This window comes from Streptomyces sp. NPDC043427 (genome assembly GCF_056436655.1).
Window position 1 is genome coordinate 189,239 of record NZ_JBWKCC010000019.1, and the last position, 19,424, is coordinate 208,662.

The 19,424-nt window shown below is 72.9% G+C and carries 15 protein-coding genes; 5 read left to right on the forward strand and 10 right to left on the reverse strand.

Annotated elements, in window-relative coordinates; translation table 11 throughout:
- The first annotated feature begins 41 nt into the window (after positions 1-41).
- The 3 genes from AC067M_RS27945 (at position 42) to AC067M_RS27955 (ending at position 4,462) form a co-directional block, all read left to right on the forward strand.
- Positions 42-2,687: an alpha/beta fold hydrolase gene (locus tag AC067M_RS27945; protein ID WP_478699784.1), complete on the forward strand. Its 2,646-nt coding sequence runs from the start codon at positions 42-44 to the stop codon at positions 2,685-2,687.
- Positions 2,684-3,544: an ABC transporter permease gene (locus tag AC067M_RS27950; RefSeq protein ID WP_478699785.1), complete on the forward strand. Its 861-nt coding sequence runs from the start codon at positions 2,684-2,686 to the stop codon at positions 3,542-3,544. Before AC067M_RS27945 ends, AC067M_RS27950 begins: the two co-directional genes overlap by 4 nt.
- A 375-nt stretch (positions 3,545-3,919) precedes the next feature.
- The gene (locus tag AC067M_RS27955; RefSeq protein WP_478699786.1) at positions 3,920-4,462 is read left to right on the forward strand and encodes a chaplin; all 543 of its coding nucleotides are present in this window, start codon (positions 3,920-3,922) and stop codon (positions 4,460-4,462) included.
- Between the two features lie 191 nt (positions 4,463-4,653).
- Here the strand turns inward: AC067M_RS27955 and AC067M_RS27960 are convergent, their stop codons facing one another.
- Together AC067M_RS27960 and AC067M_RS27965 are read right to left on the reverse strand one after the other, a co-directional pair.
- Entirely contained in the window at positions 4,654-5,919 is a 1,266-nt protein-coding gene (locus AC067M_RS27960) for an NAD(P)-binding domain-containing protein (protein WP_478699807.1), read from the reverse strand.
- Between the two features lie 2 nt (positions 5,920-5,921).
- A complete protein-coding gene (locus AC067M_RS27965; RefSeq protein WP_478699787.1) occupies positions 5,922-7,175 on the reverse strand; it encodes a carboxylate--amine ligase in 1,254 nt (417 codons plus the stop codon).
- 161 nt (positions 7,176-7,336) lie between these two features.
- On the opposite strand from AC067M_RS27965, the gene AC067M_RS27970 reads away from it, so the two are divergent.
- Complete coding sequence (locus AC067M_RS27970; protein WP_478699788.1) at positions 7,337-8,533, forward strand: glycoside hydrolase family 26 protein; 1,197 nt, start codon at positions 7,337-7,339, stop codon at positions 8,531-8,533.
- A gap of 62 nt (positions 8,534-8,595) precedes the next feature.
- Here AC067M_RS27970 and AC067M_RS27975 read toward each other — a convergent pair whose 3' ends face one another.
- The 8 genes from AC067M_RS27975 to AC067M_RS28010 are packed head-to-tail and all read right to left on the reverse strand — an operon-like array spanning position 8,596 to position 18,036.
- Entirely contained in the window at positions 8,596-9,252 is a 657-nt protein-coding gene (locus AC067M_RS27975) for a YveK family protein (RefSeq protein WP_478699789.1), read from the reverse strand.
- Positions 9,249-10,403: a glycosyltransferase gene (locus AC067M_RS27980; protein ID WP_478699790.1), complete on the reverse strand. Its 1,155-nt coding sequence runs from the start codon at positions 10,401-10,403 to the stop codon at positions 9,249-9,251. The genes AC067M_RS27975 and AC067M_RS27980 overlap by 4 nt, the downstream gene beginning before the upstream one ends.
- A gap of 1 nt (position 10,404) precedes the next feature.
- Positions 10,405-11,169, reverse strand: coding sequence for a polysaccharide deacetylase family protein (locus tag AC067M_RS27985; RefSeq protein WP_478699791.1), 765 nt, complete (start codon positions 11,167-11,169; stop codon positions 10,405-10,407).
- On the reverse strand, positions 11,153-12,844 hold the full coding sequence (gene murJ / locus AC067M_RS27990) for a murein biosynthesis integral membrane protein MurJ (protein ID WP_478699792.1): 1,692 nt from the start codon (positions 12,842-12,844) through the stop codon (positions 11,153-11,155). The genes AC067M_RS27985 and murJ overlap by 17 nt, the downstream gene beginning before the upstream one ends.
- Positions 12,841-14,181 (reverse strand): O-antigen ligase family protein, encoded by a 1,341-nt coding sequence (locus tag AC067M_RS27995; RefSeq protein WP_478699793.1) that lies wholly within the window; start codon positions 14,179-14,181, stop codon positions 12,841-12,843. The genes murJ and AC067M_RS27995 overlap by 4 nt, the downstream gene beginning before the upstream one ends.
- Positions 14,182-14,186: 5 nt before the next feature.
- A complete protein-coding gene (locus tag AC067M_RS28000) occupies positions 14,187-15,614 on the reverse strand; it encodes an exopolysaccharide biosynthesis polyprenyl glycosylphosphotransferase (protein WP_478699794.1) in 1,428 nt (475 codons plus the stop codon).
- Positions 15,611-16,900 carry a glycosyltransferase family 4 protein gene (locus AC067M_RS28005; protein ID WP_478699795.1) on the reverse strand — a complete coding sequence of 430 codons (1,290 nt, stop codon included), beginning with the start codon at positions 16,898-16,900 and terminating at the stop codon, positions 15,611-15,613. Before AC067M_RS28005 ends, AC067M_RS28000 begins: the two co-directional genes overlap by 4 nt.
- Positions 16,901-16,950: 50 nt before the next feature.
- Positions 16,951-18,036, reverse strand: coding sequence for a DUF3344 domain-containing protein (locus tag AC067M_RS28010; RefSeq protein WP_478699796.1), 1,086 nt, complete (start codon positions 18,034-18,036; stop codon positions 16,951-16,953).
- Between the two features lie 378 nt (positions 18,037-18,414).
- On the opposite strand from AC067M_RS28010, the gene AC067M_RS28015 reads away from it, so the two are divergent.
- The gene (locus AC067M_RS28015; protein ID WP_478699797.1) at positions 18,415-19,296 is read left to right on the forward strand and encodes a hypothetical protein; all 882 of its coding nucleotides are present in this window, start codon (positions 18,415-18,417) and stop codon (positions 19,294-19,296) included.
- Positions 19,297-19,424 lie beyond the last annotated feature (128 nt).

Genomic DNA, 19,424 nt, shown 5'->3' on the forward strand with positions numbered 1-19,424 from the left:
GGGCGGCATCCGTTGTCGGTGGCGGCCCGTACCGTTGACGCATGGATCTTCGACTGCCCGCCCTGCGAGGGCTGCGGAAGCCGCGGCGGCTACTGGCCGCCGCGGCGGCCGTCGTCGTCCTCGCCGGTGCCGGTACCTGGACGGCCGTCGCCTCCGACGGGGCGCCGCCGGTGCACCGCAGCGACCGGGTCATGGCGGTGAACGGGGTGCGCATCGACACCTCGTACTTCACCTCCGGCTCCGACGGCCGCCGCCCCGCCGTCATGCTCGGGCACGGCTTCGGCGGCAACAAGGACGACGTCCGGAAGCAGGCCGAGGACCTCGCCCGGGACGGGTACGCGGTCCTGACGTGGTCGGCGCGCGGCTTCGGCAGGTCGACCGGGAAGATCGGGATCAACGACCCGAAGGCCGAGGTCGCCGACGTCTCGAAGCTCATCGACTGGCTGGCCGAGCAGCCCCAGGTCCGCCTCGACAAGGCGGGCGACCCGCGCCTGGGCCTGGCGGGCGGCTCCTACGGCGGCGCGATCTCCCTGCTGGCCGCCGGGTACGACGACCGGGTGGACGCCATCGCCCCGTCCATCACGTACTGGAACCTCGCCGACGCCCTGTTCCCGAACGGCGTGTTCAAGAAGCTGTGGGCCGGGATCTTCTTCAACAACGGCGGCGGCTGCGAGAAGTTCGAGCCCGCGCTGTGCGCGATGTACGACCGGGTCGCCGAGTCCGGCACCCCGGACGCCGCCGCGCGCAAGCTGCTGGAGGGGCGCTCGCCGTCCGCCGTGGGCGACCGCATCAAGGTGCCCACGCTGCTGATGCAGGGCCAGTCCGACTCCCTCTTCCCGCTCGGCCAGGCCGACGCGGCCGCGAAGGCGATCCGCGCGGGCGGCGCCCCCGTCGACGTCGACTGGATCGCGGGCGGGCACGACGGCGGCGACATGGAGGCCGACCGCGTCCAGGCCCGCACGACGGCGTGGTTCGACCGCTACCTCAAGGACGACAAGGGCGCCGACACCGGCCCGGCGTTCCGGATCACCCGCACCGGAGGCGTCGACTCCACCGACGGCCAGGCCCAGACACGGGGCGCGAGCGGCGACACCTACCCCGGCCTTCAGAGCGGCGAGCGGTCCCTCGCGCTCACCGGCCGCGAGCAGCGCTTCGACAACCCGGCCGGCGCCAGCCCGCCCGCAGTCTCCGCCCTGCCCGGCCTCGGCGGCGCCGGCGGTCTGTCCCAGCTGTCGTCCCTCGGCGTCGGTATCTCCCTCGACTTTCCGGGCCAGTTCGCGGCCTTCCAGTCGGCGCCCGTCACCGACGACCTCCGCATCACCGGCTCCCCGACCGCCACCCTCCACGTGAAGTCGACGAGCGACGACGCCGTCCTCTTCGGCAAGGTGTACGACGTCGGCCCCGACGGCACCCAGCGGGTGCTGCCCTCCCAACTGGTCACACCGATCCGCGTCGAGGGCGCCAAGGCCGGCAAGGACGTGACGATCACACTGCCGGCGATCGACCACGAGGTCGACAAGGGCCACCGCCTCCGCCTGGTCCTCGCCTCCACCGACCTCGGCTACGCCTCCCCGGCCGCCCCGGCGACATACACCGTCTCTCTGAAGGGCGACCTGAAGGTCCCGACCGCTCCCGGCGTGAGCACCGCGGCCGCCGCGCTCCCGGCGTGGGTGTGGTGGCTGCCCCTAGCGGGCGCCGTCGCCGCCCTCGCCCTGCTGCTGACCGGCCGCCGCCGCACGGCCACCCCCGTCCCCGACCCCGCGCTCGCCGAAGTCCCCTTGCAGATAACGGACCTGAGCAAGCGGTACGCCCGCTCGGCGGACCGGTACGCGGTGCGGGACCTGTCCTTCCGCGTGGAGAAGGGCCAGGTCCTCGGACTGCTCGGCCCCAACGGCGCGGGCAAGACGACGACCCTGCGCATGCTGATGGGCCTGATCGGGCCCGACGGCGGCGAGATCCGGGTCTTCGGCCACGCCATCCGGCCCGGCGCGCCCGTGCTGTCCAGGGTGGGTGCCTTCGTCGAGGGCGCGGGCTTCCTGCCGCACCTGTCCGGGCGGGAGAACCTGGAGCTGTACTGGCAGGCCACCGGCCGCCCACCGCAGGACGCCCACCTCGACGAGGCCCTTCAGATCGCGGGCCTCGGCGACGCGCTCGCCCGCGCGGTGCGCACGTACTCACAGGGCATGCGCCAGCGGCTGGCCATAGCCCAGGCCATGCTGGGCCTGCCGGACCTGCTCATCCTCGACGAGCCGACCAACGGCCTGGACCCGCCCCAGATCCGCGAGATGCGCGAGGTGATGATCCGGTACGCGGCCGGCGGCCGCACGGTGATCGTCTCCAGCCACCTGCTGGCGGAGGTCGAACAGTCCTGCACCCACCTCGTGGTGATGGACCGCGGCCGCCTCGTGCAGGCCGGCCCGGTCGGCGAGATCGTCGGCTCCGGCGACACCCTGCTCGTCGGCACCGCCACACCCGTGGAGGAGCCCCTCACCGAGAAGGTCGCCGCGCTGCCCGGCGTCGCCTCGGCCGTCCGCACCGACGACGGACTCCTGGTCCGGCTCGACGCTAACGGCAGCGCCCAGCGCCTGGTCGCCGAACTCGTCCGGCTCGAGGTGCCCGTCGAGTCGGTGGGCCCCCACCGCCGCCTGGAAGACGCCTTCCTCACCCTGATCGGAGGTTCCGCATGAGCACGCCCACCGTCGCCGACGTGGCCTCCGGCTACCGCGCGGCCCACACCTTGCCCCTGCGGGTCGAGCTGCTGCGCCAGCTGAAGCGGCGCCGCACCCTGGTCATGGGCGCGATCCTCGCCGCCCTGCCGTTCGTCCTGGTCGTCGCCTTCGCCATCGGCGGCGAACCGGGCGGCGAGGGCGGCCGGATCACCCTCATGGACACCGCGACCGCGTCCGGCGCCAACTTCGCCGCGGTCAACCTGTTCGTCTCGGCGGGCTTCCTGCTCGTCATCCCAGTCGCCCTGTTCTGCGGCGACACCGTCGCCTCGGAGGCCGGCTGGTCCTCCCTGCGCTATCTGCTGGCCGCGCCCGTGCCGCGCGCCCGCCTGCTGTGGTCCAAGCTCGTCGTCGGCCTCGGCCTGAGCCTCGCCGCGATGCTCCTGCTGCCCCTCATGGCGCTCGCCGTCGGCACGGCCGCCTACGGCTGGGGGCCGCTCAAGATCCCCACCGGCGGCGCGCTGGACACCGGGACGGCCGCCCAGCGCCTCGTGGTCGTCGTGGCGTACATCTTCGTCTCCCAACTGGTCACCGCGGGCCTCGCGTTCTGGCTGTCGACGAAGACCGACGCACCGCTCGGCGCGGTCGGCGGCGCGGTGGGCCTCACCATCGTCGGCAACGTCCTGGACGCCGTGACGGCCCTCGACCACTGGCGCGACTTCCTGCCCGCCCACTGGCAGTTCGCCTGGGCCGACGCCGTCCAGCCCACTCCCGAGTGGTCGGGCATGATCCAGGGCACCGCGATTTCCATAACGTACGCTCTGGTGCTTTTCGCTCTGGCCTTCCGGGGTTTCGCCCGTAAGGACGTGGTGTCGTAGTCGGGTCTCTTGTGATGCGGCGCGGTCCAACCGGGTGAAGCTGCGAAACCAATTCTCATGCGTCGGGTTGCTGAAGTCAGGACGGCAGCGATGCCATGGGAAAGGAACGTGCCGTGGACAAGAAGGCCAGAGCCGCAGTGGCGGCCACCGCTCATCTCGTCAGTACGCCGGTGACGGCCGCTCCCACGGTGCTTGCTGTGGACTAGCGACAACGGACCCCAAACTCCTCTGCCCGGGCCGTCCGCGGTGACGCGTGAAGAAGAGCCTTGCTTTCGTCACGGGCGCCCTCCTGGCCCTGGGCACGGCCGGCCCTGGACGTCGATCTGTGTCGACAGGGCCGGTTTTCCCCATTCTTCAAGCAGGAAGGCAAGCACATTGCGACAGACCCTGAGCAGGGGCGTGTTCGCGGCGGCCGCAGCCACGGGCATTCTGTCCCTGTACGGCAGCCCCGCCCTCGCCGACACGGACGCGACGGCAGTCGCCAAGGACTCTCCCGGTGTGCTGGCCGGGAACACCGTGCAGGTGCCGATCGAGGTGCCGGTGAACGTGTGCGGCAACAGCGTCGCCGTGATCGCGGCGTTCGACGCCGCGATCGGCAACTCCTGCGAGAACACCACCTACGGCTACGGTGACTACGGCGTCGAGGAGGACACGCCCCCGTCGCCCCGTCCGAGTCAGACGCCTCCGCCCACCAGCAAGCCCACCCCGCCTCCCACTCGCATCAGTGAGACGCACCGTCCCGCGCATCCGCCCACACGGCACAGCGAGACGCCGCCCACGACCAGCGTCGAGCAGCCTGTCGAGCCGCCCCAGCTGGCCGAGACCGGCACCGGGACCCTGGTGGCCGCTTCGGCCGCCAGCGCCGCACTGATCGCGGGTGGGGCGATGATGTACCGCCGCGGCCGCGCCAACTCCTGACCCCACCTGCTCCTCCGTGCCGGACGCGACCAGTCCGGCCCGCCCGGGCGGGCGGCGCGTCCCGTCGTCATCACCGCCTGCCCGGCCCGGCCCGGGCAGGCGCAGACGTCCGCCACCGGTCGGCCGCACATGGGCGGGCCGCTGACGACTTCCGCGCCGTCAGCGGCCCTGGTCGGCCTCGCGGTTCCCCGTCAGGGGCGTACCGGCGCCGGCGACTCGTTCCGGCGACCGGCTCCCGGTACGGGGACCGTTGTGCCCATCGGGGTCGTCCTGAGCCGACGCCGTACGCCTCGGACGAGTGTCGCCGCCGTGAAGGTCGCGCCGTGGACGAAGCGCATGGCCGGGCCGAAGCCGCCGGCGGTCACCAGACCCGCGAGGAACAGCCCGGGGTGGGAGGACTCGAAGTCCCGCCCGACCGCGGGGGAGCCGTCGGGCAGGGCCGCCAGCGACCCGCGCAGCTCGGCGGAGAGCAGTCCGATCCGGTCGCAGCGCGGCCGGAATCCCGTGGCGGCGATGACGTGTTCGGTCTCCAGGGTGCGCAGGGCGCCCTCGCGGCTCACCGTGTCCAGCCGTACGCCGCCCGGTACCGCACTGGCCGCGGCGACCTCGTGACCAGGCAGCACCTCCACCACACTCTCCACCCGGTCCCGCACCCACCACGCGCCCGCCGGCCCCAGCGCCGTGGTCGCGATGCGTGCCCGGGTCGGCTCCGGCAGACGCCTGAAGAGGTTGGGGCGCTCGGAGTAGAACCAGTTCTTCCACCCGGGGCCGAGGCCGCTGTGCGGGGAGCGAACCGACTGCCACCAGGGACGCTCCCACGGCGGCGGCACATCGTTCCACACCAGCCGGTCCGCTCGCGCCAGCACCCGTACGCGCGTGCCCTGTTCGGCGAGCAGCGCCGCGGTCTCCAGGGCCGCCTGGCCGCCACCGATGACCGTGACGTCCTTGCCGCGGAACTGGTCGAGGTCGCTGTGGTGGCTGCTGTGCGTCACCAGCGAGGGGTGCAGTCCGCGCAGCGCCGACGGTACCTCCACGAACGGCATCACACCGACCGCCAGCGCCACCGACCGCGCGTGCAGCACCTCCCCGTCCTCGGTGACCACAGTGAACCCGTCAGGGCCGGACGCCACCCGGGTCACCGTGCGCTCGTCCACCCCCGGCACCGCGTGGCGCGCGAACCACAGGCCGTACGACGCGAACGCCTCGACCGGAATCGGCTTCGCGTGACGTGCCGTCAGGCCCTGCTCCGCGCAGTAGGCGCCCAGGTGCCAACGCCCGTCCGGGTCGGAGAGGTTGGACGCCCACGGCTCCGACTTCAGGAACATGCCACGGGGCATGTTGTCCCGCCAGGACGCCATGGGCCGGCCGAACACGCGCAGGTTCAGCCCGGCGGCCGCGGCGTGGGAGGCGATGGACAGGCCGTACGGACCTGCGCCCACCACCAGAAGGTCGTACATCATCAACTGCTCGCTTTCTCGTTGTCGACAGAGGAGGGGGAGGCCGCCCGGGGGGCCGGCCGTGACGGCGGCGCCACAGCCGGCGAGCCCAGCCGTTCACGCACCCGCCGGGACACATGACGGCACCACTGGGCCCACATCGCCCATCCGGGAACGCGGTCGTCCCGGGCGTACCAGGCCAGTTCGCGCCCGGCCGGCGCCGAACGCAGTGCGGCGAGCGGCGCGTAGTTCTCCACCACGAACTTCCGCCCGGCCATCGGCGCCCCGTCCGGCAGCGGACGGCCCGTCAGGTCCAGGTGCAGGGCGCGTACGACGTCCAGCCCCGCGCTGTCCGCGAAGAGCCGGAACTGGGCGCCGGGGCGCGGGTTGAAGTCGAGCAGGTGATAGCGGCCCGTCGCGCCGCAGCGGCGGAAGTCGAGGTCGAAGATGCCGCGGTAGCCCAGCTCGCCGGTGAGCCGTTCGGCCAGCGCCTGTACCTGCGGGTTGGGCGTCCAGCAGCCCACCGCGGTCAGCCCCGCTCCACGCGGCCAGGCCAGCTGCTTGCGCCCTGGCCCGCCCGCGCGCACGGCACCCGAGCGGTCGGCGTAGCCGTGGAAGAACCAGTCCCGGTCTTCTCCCGGCGGCAGGTACGCCTGCAGCAGCAGCCGGCTGCCCGCCTCCTCGGTGCGCAGGTACAGCTCCCGGGCCTCCTGCTCGGAGCGGACCAGCACCGTGCTGCGCAGCCCGCTGCCGGCAGGCAGCAGCCAGGGACGGCTCCACTTCGCCACCAGGGGGAGCCCGAGCCGCCGCGCGTCGTCGGCGGCCCGCTCCGGACTGTCCGGGACCAGCGTCACCGGGTGCGGGATGTCCGCGGACGCGCACATGGCGGCCAGCTCCGCCTTGTCGGCGACGCGTTCGGGCAGCGTGCCCGGCATCGTCGGCAGCAGGTAGGAGGGCGCGAGTTCGTCCCGCATCCGTCCCACGGCGATCGCGCTCGCGTCGTCCATCGGGATCAGGACGGTGGGACGCGCGATCCGGTCGGCCACGCGGCGCAGCACGACGAGGATGTCGTCCGGGGACGCTCCCGGAAGTGGCGGGGGATGCATTCGCCGTACGTAACGCGACGCGTGGACGGGACTTCTCGCCGAATCGGCGACGACATGCACCTCCACTCCCGCCCTTCCGAGCGAACGCACGGCCCCCAGCGTTCCGTGGTGAAAGGGATTCCGGTCGATCCGCAGCAATACGGCGGGGACGCGGGTGTCGAGAAGCGACACGAATTCTCTCTTTCTTTCGGATCGGCTCACCCGTGCGGGTGAGCGCAGTACTCGAAAGCCCCAACGGCAATGGCGCCATTGCCTTTTCTGTGCCTGACTTCATATGACTACTCGTCAATAGAAACCGAGGCATAAGGCCGATGACAGCGAAGAATGCAGACATGGCCCCACAGCACAAGCGGGTCCGGGTCCGCTGGCTGGCCGCGGGCGCGGTGGCGGTCGCCGTGTCGGCAGCCATGGTGTCCGGCCCCCTGGCGGGGGTGCGGGTGGTGCGCGCCGACGATTCCCGCCCTCCGGCACCGACCCCGTCGCTCCTCCCGGCGCCGGTACCGCCACCGGCCTTCGGTGCCTTCCTCCAGTCCGACGCCCGCGGCGTGGCCCGCATGGCACAGTTCAGCCGCTGGCTGGGCGGTGCCGAACTCCGCGTCGGCCACACCTATCTGCCCGGCAACCGCTGGAGTGACATCGAGGGTGCCGTCGGCTTCCTCGACGCGTGGGCGCACTGGCGCAACCAGAAGGCCGACCGGATGCTCGTCCTCAACGTCCCCATGCAGGAGCGGAACGAGGATGGCGCCTCCGACGACGAGGTCCGGGAGCTGTTGCGGCGAGGCGCGGCCGGGGAGTTCGACCACCACTTCCGCGCCCTCGCCGAGCGGCTGGTTCGGCTGGACGTGCCGGACGCGGCCCTCGTGCTCGGCTGGGAGATGAACGGCACCACGTACACCCATCGCTGCGGGCCGGACCCTCAGGCCTGGAAGACGTACTGGAACAGGATCGTCACCACCATGCGCTCGGTGCCGGGCCAGAAATTCAAGTTCGATTTCACGCCGGCCCGCGGCCTGGACGCCGTTCCCTGGACGGAGTGCTATCCGGGGGACGACACGGTCGACGTCATCGGGATGGATTCCTACGACCAGCCGACCGGGATGTCGTTCGACGAGCAGGTACGAGAGCCCTACGGGCTGCGGAGACATGTGGATTTCGCGAAGGCCCACGGCAAGCCCGTCTCGTATCCCGAATGGGGGCTCTTCCGCAACGGTGACAATGTCGAGTACATGCGGGGCATGCTCGCGTGGATGGACGAGCACAGGCCGCTCTACAACACGCTGACCGACTACTGCCCGCACGGCGTGTGGCAGTGCGAGGCCAACCCGAAGTCGTCCCACGTCTACCGGTCGTCCCTCTCCGGCCGCTCGGACGAGGCGACCGCGACCCCGGCTCCCACGCCCACACCGGAGCCGGCCACGCCCACCGCACCCACCGCACCGACGTCCCCGGAGGACTGCACGGAGCTGGACCTGGGCAGCTGGGTGGAGTACTGGGTCGGCGGGAAGATCTGCCTCCCCGACTGGTGGTAGGGCCCCGCCGACGCGCCCGTCGGCGAGGAGTGCGGTCGAGGGGTCGGCCGGGTCCACCGTCGTCACCGCTGTCCGCGGGCATCGGCGGCGGCGGCCGGGCCGGGCACCGAGGCGGCGGGCGCGGGGTCGTCGTCCTGGCCGGTCCTCCTCGGCCGCGCCAGCAGGGCCAGGCCGCACAGCAGTCCGCCCGCGCTCGCGCCCACCAGAGCGGTCACCGCCGGCGACGCGGACGTCGGCTCGGTCGGCTTCACCGCCCGCGAGAACGGCACGAGTCGGACCTGGGTGCTGCTCTTGCTGTGGTCCGCGTGCCGGGTCAACGCGCGGGAGACCGCGTCGGCCATGTCGACGGCGAGGTCGGAGTGCGAGGAGGTGGCCGAGATGGCGACCATCGGCGCGTCCGGCGAGGTCGCCGTGCGCACGCTGTGCTGCAGCGTGCGCACCGGTACGCCCGCCCACACCTGCGCGTCCCCGAGCACCGCGAGCTGCGTGGCGACCCGGCCGTACGCCTGCGCGAAGCCGAGGGCGGAGTCCGGGGTGGACTTCGCGGTCGGTACGGCGATGACGTAGCTGGTGGCCGTGTACGTCGGGGGTTTGACCATGCCGTAAGCGCCGCCGAGCAGACCTCCGACGAGGGTGCCGGTCGCGAGGACGGACCAGGACGGCAGCCTCCTGACACGGGCCAGGGACAGGCGGCGCTGACGGGTCGGAGTGTCGGTCATGACGGGCTGGCTCCCAGAGGTGAGCGGGACGACGAGGAACTGGAGACCGCTGCCGCATACACGTCCATGAGGCGGGCTGCGCTGCGGGTGATGCTGTAGGGGTGCGCGACCTCCGGCGCCGTGCGCGGCCGAAGGCCGACCGCGCGGACCTCGACGATCGCGTCGGCGTACGCCTGGGGGCCGCCGCGCACCCGCCGGGCGTCGGTGGTGGCCGACGGCGGCAGGTCCTCGAGCGCCGGGCAGGAGGCGTAGAGCACGGGCAGGCCGGCCGCCAGCCCCTCCACGACGGCCAGACCGAAGGCCTCGTCCAGGGACGGAGACGCGAGCAGGTCCATCGCGGAGGTGAGCGAGGGCAGGTCGGGGCCGTGCGAGCCGTCGGGAACGTAGGGACGTTCGCCGGTGAACAGGACGCGGTCGGCCACACCGGCCTCGTGCGCCGTGCGGCGCAGGACGTGCTCCTCGGGGCCGCCGCCCACCAGCAGCAGCCAGTGATCGTCCGGCAGCCGGGTGAGCGCGTGGACGAGGACGTCGAACCGCTTGCCCCGGGTGAGCCGTCCGACGCCCCCGACGACCCACGCGCCCTCCGGCAGGCCGAGGCGCCGGCGGGTGCGTTCGCGCCGCTCCTGGTCGAAGCGGAAGCGGTCCAGGTCGATGCCGTTCGGGACGACCTCGATGCGGGGCGCGGGCACGCCCCAGCGCTTCAGGCGGTCGGCCACCGTCGGGGAGACGGCTACCGTCGCGGAGCCGAGCCGCTCACTGGCGAGGTACAGGGCGCGCACCCCCGCCGTCAGCCTGCGGCCCTCCATCTGGGAGTCGCCCAGGGAGTGTTCGGTGGCGACGACCGCGCGGACCCCGGCGATGCGTGCGGCGATCCGGCCATAGACGCAGGCCCGGTACAAGTGCGTGTGCACCAGGTCGTAGCCCCCGGCGCGGATCAGCCGGACCAGGCGCGGGAGCGCGGCCAGATCGCGGTTGCCGCCCATGCCGAGATGCACGACGCGGACGCCGTCCGCGGCGAGGCCCTCGGCGACCGCGCCGGGGTTGGTGAGCGTCACGACGTCGCAGTCGACGGGCAGGTGACGCAGCAGCAGGCGCAGCTGCTGCTCGGCCCCGCCGACGCCGAGGCCGGTGATGATGTGCAGAGCCTTCATGTCACAGGCCCTCCACCTGGCGCCGGCGCAGCCGGTGCAGACGGTGCTTGAGGTGCAGGCGCCAGGCCTTGTCGTTCTGACCGACGTGCACGCGCGGCAGGGCGTGCGGACCGGTCAGCGGGCCGGGGTCGATGGCACAGGCGTAGGTGTATCCCACTTCCCGTACGGCCTCGACGGCGCGGGCGTCGACCGTGCCGTACGGGTAGCAGAAGCCGTCGACCCAGGCGCCGGTCAGCTGCGTGAGCAACGCGCGGCTCTCGCCGACCTCGGCCCGGAGAGTGAGGTTGTCCACCCGGGTGAGGTCGACGTGCGTCAGCCCGTGCGAGCCGATCTCCACGCCCTCGGCGGCCGCTTGCCGGATGCCGTCCGCGGTCAGCAGCGGCTTGCGCGGGCCGAGGGGGTCCCAGGAGTTGTCGCCGCCGAGCCGTCCGGGCAGCACGAAGAGGGTGGCGCTGCAGTCCCAACGGTGCAGCACCGGCAGGGCGTCGGTGACGAAGTCGGCGTACCCGTCGTCGAAGGTGAGCCCGACCAGGCCCCGCCCCACACCGCGGGCGCGGGCCGCGAGCAGTTCGGCCACGGACACGCCCCGCAGCCCGCGTCGGCGCAGCCATGCAAGCTGCCGGTCGAGCCGCTCGGGCGTGACCGTGATGCGGTACGGGTCGTCCGAGCAGTCGCCCACCGAGTGGTACATCGCCACCCACGGGATCGGGGCCGCGCGCGGGGCGCGGAGTCTGCCGGTGTCGACGGAATCAACGGAAGCGACCATGTGTGAGCCTTCGTGTGACGGCGCTCGCGGAGCGCAGTGCGGATGCGAAGCCCTGGGCGCCCAGGGCCCAGGTGAGCGGGACGAAGACGACGGTCACGGTCAGGCAGCCGGCCGCGAGACCCGCCACCGGTGATTCCGGCCGGCCGGCGACGAACGCACCGGCGACGGTGGCGACGACCGCCGCGCACACGGACCTGGCCAGCTCGGCCAGTACCTGCCGGATGCGGATCGAGACGCCGTTGGGGCTCTTCTGCCGCGCCGTTCGCAGGCCGACCAGCATCAGGCCGGCCGTGACGGTGATGCCGAGGGCGTTGGCGGCGGCGATCCCCGCCACACCCCAGACGCGCACGGTCGCGGTGCCGATCAAGGACGTCACGGCGATGCCGGCGGTCATCACGCCGAGGGGGTACCAGCTGGGCCGGCCCGCCGAGAAGTACGAGCGGACCAGGGCGCCCACCAGGGTCTGGCCCAGCAGCCCGAGGGCGTACACGCGCATGACGTCCGCCGTCGCCGCGGTGTCGCTCGGGGTGAACGCGCCCCGCTGGAAGAGCAGTTCGATCATCTGCGGGCCACAGGCGATCACCGCGCACATACCCAGCAGCACCAGACAGGAGGCCAGCGCCAGATCCCGCTCGACCCGGCTGCGGGCCCGTTCCGTGTCGCCGTCCGCGAGCGCCCGCGCCACCAGGGGGAAGGTGACGGTGCACACCATCAGAGACAGCGTCATCGGAATCTGGGCGACCTTCTGCGCGTAGTTCAGGTGCGAGATGGCCCCGGAGGGCAAGGTGGAGGCGAGGAAGCGTTCTACGAGGACCTGTGACTGGCGGCAGAGGGCGAAGAGGAGTACGGCGGCGACCAGGGCGAGTTGCATCGGCCGCTCCTCGACATCGGCCCCGGCCCCGCAGGGGGTCGGCCTGCGCGCCACCAGTTGCCGCCACAGCGAGGGCAGTTGCACCGCCACCATCAGACAGCCGCCCGCCGCGACCCCGACCGCGGCGGAGCGCACGCCCCAGCGGTCGCCGAACAGGAACATCGCGGCGATGATGCCGGTGTTGTAGGCGACGTAGATCGCCGCGGGCGCGAGGAAGCGGCGGTGGGCCCGCAGGGCGGCGCTGCAGTACCCGGCGAGCCCGAAGGCCAGCACACAGGTCGCCGTGAGCCGGGTGCAGTCGGCGGCGAGGCGGGGGTCGGGCAGGCCGGGCGCGAGGGCCCGGACCAGGTAGGGAGCGCTGCCTGCGACCAGCGCGGCCACCGCGGCGAGCGCGAGGCACAGGCGGGGCAGGGTGGCGGCGACCAGGGCGCGGACCGGGTCGCCCGGGGCGCCGCGGGCCCGGCGGGCCAGTGCCATGCTGAACGCCGGGATCAGCGCGATGGCCAGACCGTCCTCGATGAGCAGCGTGGCGGCGAACTCCGGGACGGTCCACGCGACCAGGAAGGCGTCCGTGTCGCTTCCGGCACCGAACAGCCGTGCCAGCGCCTGGTCGCGCACCAGGCCGAGCAGTGAGCCGGCGATGGACAGCGACGCCGTGACGAGCGCGGCCCTGGCGAGGAACCTCCCGGAGGCCGGGGAGGTCGGGTCGGCACCCTCCGCGGCCTTGGTGGCGGCACGCGCCGCGGGTACGGTCGTCGCGATCTCGGTCTCGGAGCCGGGGGGTTGCGAAGGCATCACCGTCATCGCGCCAGGGCCTCCTCGACGCGCTCCCGCACTCCACCCCGAGGCACGTCGGCGCGCTCGTGGCCGGCCAGCGCCCACCAGGTCACGAGCCCCATGCCCACCGCGGTCAGCACGGTCGAGGGGCCGCCGATGTCTCCGTACACGAAGTCGGTCAGCAGCCAGACCAGCAGCCCGCAGGCGACGAGCGCGCAGTCGAGTCCCGGCCCTCTGGCGCGGACGCGCAGCAGCCTCCGCAGCCCGCACACCAGCAGCGCCAACCAGCTCCCGGCGAGCCCGAGCAGCCCGACGAGGCCCTGCTCGCTCAGCACCAGCAGGTACATGTTGTGCGGCGACAACAGCGGCTGCCTCTCGTACGTCACTCCCGCGCCCTCGATGTCGCTGGCCGACGACAGCGCCAGGGTGGCGTGCCCGTCCCGGTACTCGGGAAAGCCCTTCAACCCGACGCCGGTCAGGGGGCGTTGGCTCCACATGCCGGTGGCGGACGCCCACAGGGTGTACCGGTCGACGACGGACTGGTCGGGGGCGTCGGTGACCTGCGTGATGCTGTCGATCCGCTGCTGCAGCAGCGCCGAGCCGAGGCCGAACCCGCCCACCAGGATGACGCCCGCGGCGGCCACGGCCGCGGCCACCTTCAGCGCGCGCCGCAGCCCGACCAGTGCCAGCTGCACGGCGCAGGTCAGGACGGTCGCGATCCAGGCGCCCCGGCTGAAGGAAAGTGCGAGCGGCGCCAGCAGTGCCAGAGCGCACCCGGCGGCGATCGCCCGCTGTCGTGCCGACGCCGGGCCCAGCGCGATCCCGACCGCGCACACCAGGCCGAGAGAGACGACCGTCGCCATGCCCATCACGTCATGGGGCCCGAACGTGCCGACCGCCCGGATGTCCGCGCCCTGGTAGGAGGCGCCGGTCCGGGTGACGTACTGGTGGACGCCGAGGGCACCCTGGCACAGGGCGAGCCCCACGAACGACCAGGTCACCACGCGGAAGTCGGCCCGGTCGCGGATCAGCAGGAGCACGGCCGCCGGGACGAGCACGAAGATCTGCAGATAGCGGCCCAGGCCGGCGAGCCCTGCCTGGGGCGAGGTGGCCCCCACGGCGGCGAGCGCGAGCCCCACGACCGGCAGGCACAGCACCACGGCCGCGGTGGGCGTCAGCGGGCTGCGCCGTTCGCGCAGGAGACGGATCACGCAGTACACGACCGCCAGCCCCGAGACCGCGTCGGCGGGCCCCGCGCCGTCCCGCGTCAACGGCAGGGCCAGCAGGACGGGCACGGCCACGACGGGCAGGACCGGTGTCAGCGCGGCGGCCCGGCCTGGGAGCGATGTCAGGGCGTGGCTCATGTCTCTCAGCTCCCCGTCGGACGCACCAGCAGGGCCGCCGTGCGCAGCAGGATGCAGATGTCCTGCCACAGCGACCAGTCGTCGACGTAGGCGTTGTCGAACCGGCAGCGGTCCTCGATCGAGGTGTCGCCGCGCAGCCCATGGATCTGGGCGAGGCCGGTGATGCCGGTCCGCATGCGGTGCCGGGCCGCGTAACCGGGGTAGGTCTGGCTGAACTGCCCGACGAAGTAAGGGCGTTCGGGGCGTGGTCCGACCAGGCTCATGTCGCCCCGGAGCACGTTCCACAGCTGGAGCAACTCGTCGAGCGAGGTGCGCCGCAACATACGGCAGAACCAGCGCATCTCGTTCTCGTTCGCCACGCTCCACCGGGTCGCCGACTCGTGCGCGTCGACCGGGCGGTGCGTACGGAACTTCAGCAGCGTGAACGGCTTCCCGTTCCTGCCGATGCGCTCCTGCCGGAACACCACGCCCGGCCCGTCGCTGATCCGAAGCGCCACCGCGAATGCCAGCAGCAGCGGGCTGACCAGCAGCAACAGGGTCCCCGACACGGATACGTCGAGCATGCGCTTGCCCGCGCTGCCGCGGCGCGCCGGGGACAGGTCCAGACGCCGGCAGGTGAACCCGGCCAGCCGCTCCTTCGTCGCGTACGACGGGGAGACGGCGTCGACCTCCCAGACCACACAGCCCGACTCGGCCAGCGCTCGTAGCAGCGGCGCCTGTTCGGCGCGTACGGAGGGGTGAACGGCCAGTACCGCCCGCACCCCGTTCTGGATGACCGCACGCTCGACCTCCTCGCCGGTCGTCAGCACCGGCAGGCCCTCGGTGCCGTCCGGCTGCTCGGCGACGACCCCCACCGGCCGCACGCCGCACCGCGGGTGGCGCAGCACGGCGGCGGCCACGCGCTGCGCGGTCGCCGCCGGGCCGACGACGAGCGCGGTGTGCGGGCGGCGCAGCAGAGCGGCGCGTGTTCGCCAGTGCACGGCTCCGCGCAGCACACAGCCCACCACCGCCTGCAGGGCGAGGCCCGTCAGCACGGTGCGGACGGACAGCGCGTGCTCCGGCCGGTATGCCGCCAGGAGCGCCGAGAGCGCCAGCCAGACCACCGCGATGCGGCCGCACACGGCGGGCAGTTCCTCCAGCAGTCCCGGCACGGGCGGCCGGCCGTCGCGTGGACGCAGCAGCAGCGATCCGATGATGAGCAGGGTGACGAGCAGCGGCTGGTGCTCGGCCTCGGCGAGCGCCGGCGTGCCCGACAAGGCGGCGATTCCGTCCGCGACGAGCAGCGGGACCGGTGAGGCCGACCGGGCCGGGCGCCGCGGGACAGGGGCGCGGAAACCCGCGGCAGTGCCGCGCGGCGGCATGACAGAAACGGATGAGTGCCCGTGCTCCCGTGGCGATACGCCGGGGGAGGGCACGGTACGTTCGGCGGTCACGAGTGGATCGACTCCCTGTCCTCGGTGGGCTCGACGCGCTGTGTTGTCTGGTTCGCCTCGGCGCCACAGCCCGTGTCGAGCGGCTGACGGTGCTCAGTGCCGCGGACCGTGGCGCACTCGTTCGCTCGAGACGGCCGCGCCTTGTCGGTGGCGGGCCAGGTGCCGAGCAACTCGCGGTAGACGTCCGCGACCTGCTCGGCGGTGTGCCGCACGTCGTGGGTGGACAGCACGTGCCGGCGGCCGCGGTCGCCGAGCGATTCACGTTCCGGCGGGTCGAGCAGCAGCTCGGTGACGGCCGCGGCCAGCACCTCCGGGTCCTCCGGCGGCACCAGGCACCGGGCGGCGAAGGAGGGCGGCAGGCTTTCGCGGGCGCCGTCGACGTCCGTGACCACCACGGGCCGCCCGCAGGCCATCGCCTCCAGAGGGGCCAGCGCCATGCCTTCCCAGCGGGACGGCAGGACGACGAGATCGGCGGCCTGGTACCAGGGGGCGGCGTCGGTGACGGCTCCCGCGAACAGCACCGACTCCGGGGCCTCCTGGCGCAGCCGTTCGCGGTCCGGCCCGTCGCCGACCAGGACGAGGCGGGCGTCGGGCGCCTTGCACACGACGTCGTCCCACGCCCGCAGCAGGACGTCCTGCCCCTTCTGTCGGCACAGCCGCCCCACGCACACGGCGAGCGGGGCGGCCGGGTCGATGTCGGCGAGCGGTGCGAGCCCGGCCCGCACGGTGTCGGCGGCGACAGGGCGGAAGCGTTCGGGATCGATGCCGTTGGGGACGACAGCCCACCGGCCGGTGATCCCCGCACGCACGCCGGTCGCGCGCTCCGCCTCGCTCACGCACACCACTCGCGTGGCCCAACGTGCCCCCCATCGCTCCCACTTGAGCGCCAGGGCCGCGGTACGTCCGTCGACCGCCTCGAACGACCAGGCGTGCGGCTGGAAGACCGTCGGGATCCGCCCGCGCACCGCGAGCCGCCCGGCGAGCCCGGCCTTCGCGCTGTGCGCGTGCACCAGATCGGGGCGCACCTCGTCGATCACCCGTGCCAGGTGGCGCACTTCCCGCACGAGCGACGGCCCCGGCGACCGCGTCGCGGCCCAGTGCCGTACCTTCGCGCCGAGCGCCCGCAGTTCCGCACAGAGCGCGCTGTCGGGGCAGGCCACGGTGACGTCCAGGCCGGACGCCAGCTGTGCCCGGACCAGGTCTGTCACGACGCGCGCGACACCGCCGTCCACCGGTTGGGTGAGGTGCAGAACCCGCGGCCGAGAGGCGGTGGGTGACAGGCGCATATGCGCGGCTTTCTCGCTCACGAAGGCGCTCGGGGCGGGCGGCAACGGGCTCACCGCTGATCGTCGACGGCGACGAAGAGCACACCGGCCCACGCTGCGTCCTGCTGGGACTGGAGCCGCAAGGTCGCCTGGTCACCGGCCAGTTGCAGGCCTTTGTCGAGGTCGAACACGTCGGAGTCGTAGCCGAGGGTGTGGGCGTACGCGGGCACCCGCGCCGCATCCGCTCCGGGCTCACTGATGGTGGAGTTCAGGACGTCGTCCCGGGGGTTGGCGGAGTTGCTGAGGACGGTGGAGGCGGACGCCGTCGTCAGGGTGAGCGAGTCGCCGGTGGTGCCGCGGTCGCCGTTGTACGCCACCAGTCCCGCGCGGCCCCCCGCGCCGGCGGGAAGGTCCAAATCCTGCAGCCGGATCTCCTGCCCGCCGGACCGCAGCGGTGTGAAGCCGTCCCAGACCGAGAGGCGCCGCAGCGGCTCCGCCGCGTTCTCGTACGCCACCACCAGCGTCCAGCCGCCCCATGCCCCGGCCGCCGACTTGCCCATGGCGACGTTGACCTGCGCCACGGTGTACATGCCCGGCCCGGACTCCCGCACCATTCGTGTGACCTCCGCCGAGGCCTGGAAGGCGTCCGCGCCGTCCGCCACGCGGTGTCCGACGACCGTGTCCGCGAGGAGCTCCTTGTACTCCCCGCCGGGTTCGGCGATCAGCACCCGCCCGTTGTCCTCCGGGGGCTTCTGTTCGCCCACGCGCAGGTTGCCGCCCCAGTACAGGCGCGCGTACGTCACCCGGGAACCGGCGGGCAGGCGGACCTCCGCGCGGGAGGAGTTGTAGGTGTTCGGGTCGTTGTCGACGTCGCTGTAGAACATGTCGAAGTCGCCGTTCACCCCGTGCCCGCCGCCCTGCACGTCCCGGCACGAAGGTGGCGACCCCGGCACGCAGCTGATGGAGACGTTGGCCGCCCGCACGATGCCGCCGTGCTGGTGCGCCCGGTACCGCTGGGCGAACGCGATGCTGTCCGCCTCCGGTGCGGGCGGTGCGACCCTCGCGGCAGCGGGGGAGCCGCCCGGTGCCCACATCGCGGCAAGGGCGAGGACGCCCACGGTTGCACGACGAAGCGGCGGACCCAGGGAATGGCGCATGACCGGCGGTGCCCTTTCGCAGCAGGTGGGGGGTGACAGCAGCGGCACGAGCGCGAGGTGTCCGCGCTGAGGAGTGCGCTACGCGGTTCGCACTCTAACCATCGACCGGATAAAGACGGCTATATTCGATGAAATCCGACAAGTGTGTCGGAATCGTGAAACCAGCGCCTTCCTCCACGGAGTTCCGTGACGGAGGTCGGCCGGTTCTGTTCCCTCGAACGCGGGTCGCGGCGCAGCAGTCCTGACGTGACGTCTGGGCAGGCTGGACGTGGCAACAGAGGGAAGCGCAAGATCACTAAAAGCGTATGATCGGTTGCGGAAAGTGATGGGTGCTTGCACGGTGGGCTCAAGATCCAACGCCCGTCGAGAGGACCCCCCATGCCCACTCTGCCCGCGTGGCGCGTCGCGTCCAGCGCACTGTGCGCCGCCCTTCTGGTCGGGATCACCGGCCCCGCCGCCATGGCGGCCGACCCGGCCCGTGAGCACAGCCATGCGGCATCGCCCCACGTGTGGTTCTCGGGCGCGGAGGCGGTTCTGGCGCAGGCCAGGAAAATCAACGGGGGCGAACTCACCCCGGTCGCCGACCTGCTGCAGGCCGTTCTCAGAGCGGACCACGGCCGACTGCCCGTCGCCGATGCCAGGAAACTGGGAGCTGCCGCGAAGGCCGCCCTCGCCAAGGCGGCTGCCAAGGCTCCGGCGGCCTCGGTCACGCCGACAGCACCTGCCCCGGGGATCGGCGTGCTGCTGCCCGCTCCCGCGGTGCCCGCCGCTCCCGCGGTGCCCGAGGTGCCCGCCACGCCCGCCGTCGCTCCCGCGAGCGACGACCCCGACACCGTGGAGAACGAACTGGACGCCGCGGACGAAGCGCTGGACGCCGCGGACGAAGCGCTGGACACCGTGGAGGAGGCGCTGGACGACCTGGAGGACGCCGTCGACAGCCTCCTGGAGGCGATCACCTCCGGTGACGACGACGAGGTTCTTCCGACGGCAGACGACCTGCTGACCGAGCTGGCGGACCTCATCGACGCCCTGACCGGAGGCGGCCTGCCCCTGCTGCCGACGCTGTCCGGCACATCGACACCGACCTCGTTGGCACCGACGATGTTGACACCCACGTCGTTGGCACTGACGACGTTGACACCTGCGTCGTCGACAACGGCATCGTCGACTCAGGTGTCGTCGACGCAGGTCACCTCCGTGTCGGGTGACACGCTTCCCACGATCACGCTGTCGAATTCGGTGCTGCTGCCGGCCCCGTGAGCGTCGTGCGGGCAGGGCTCTCGCCCGTCCGGTCGTGGGGGGGGGGGGGGGGGGGGGGGGGGGGGGGGGGGGGGGGGGGGGGGGGGGGGGGGGGGGGGGGGGGGGGGGGGGGGGGGGGGGGGGGGGGG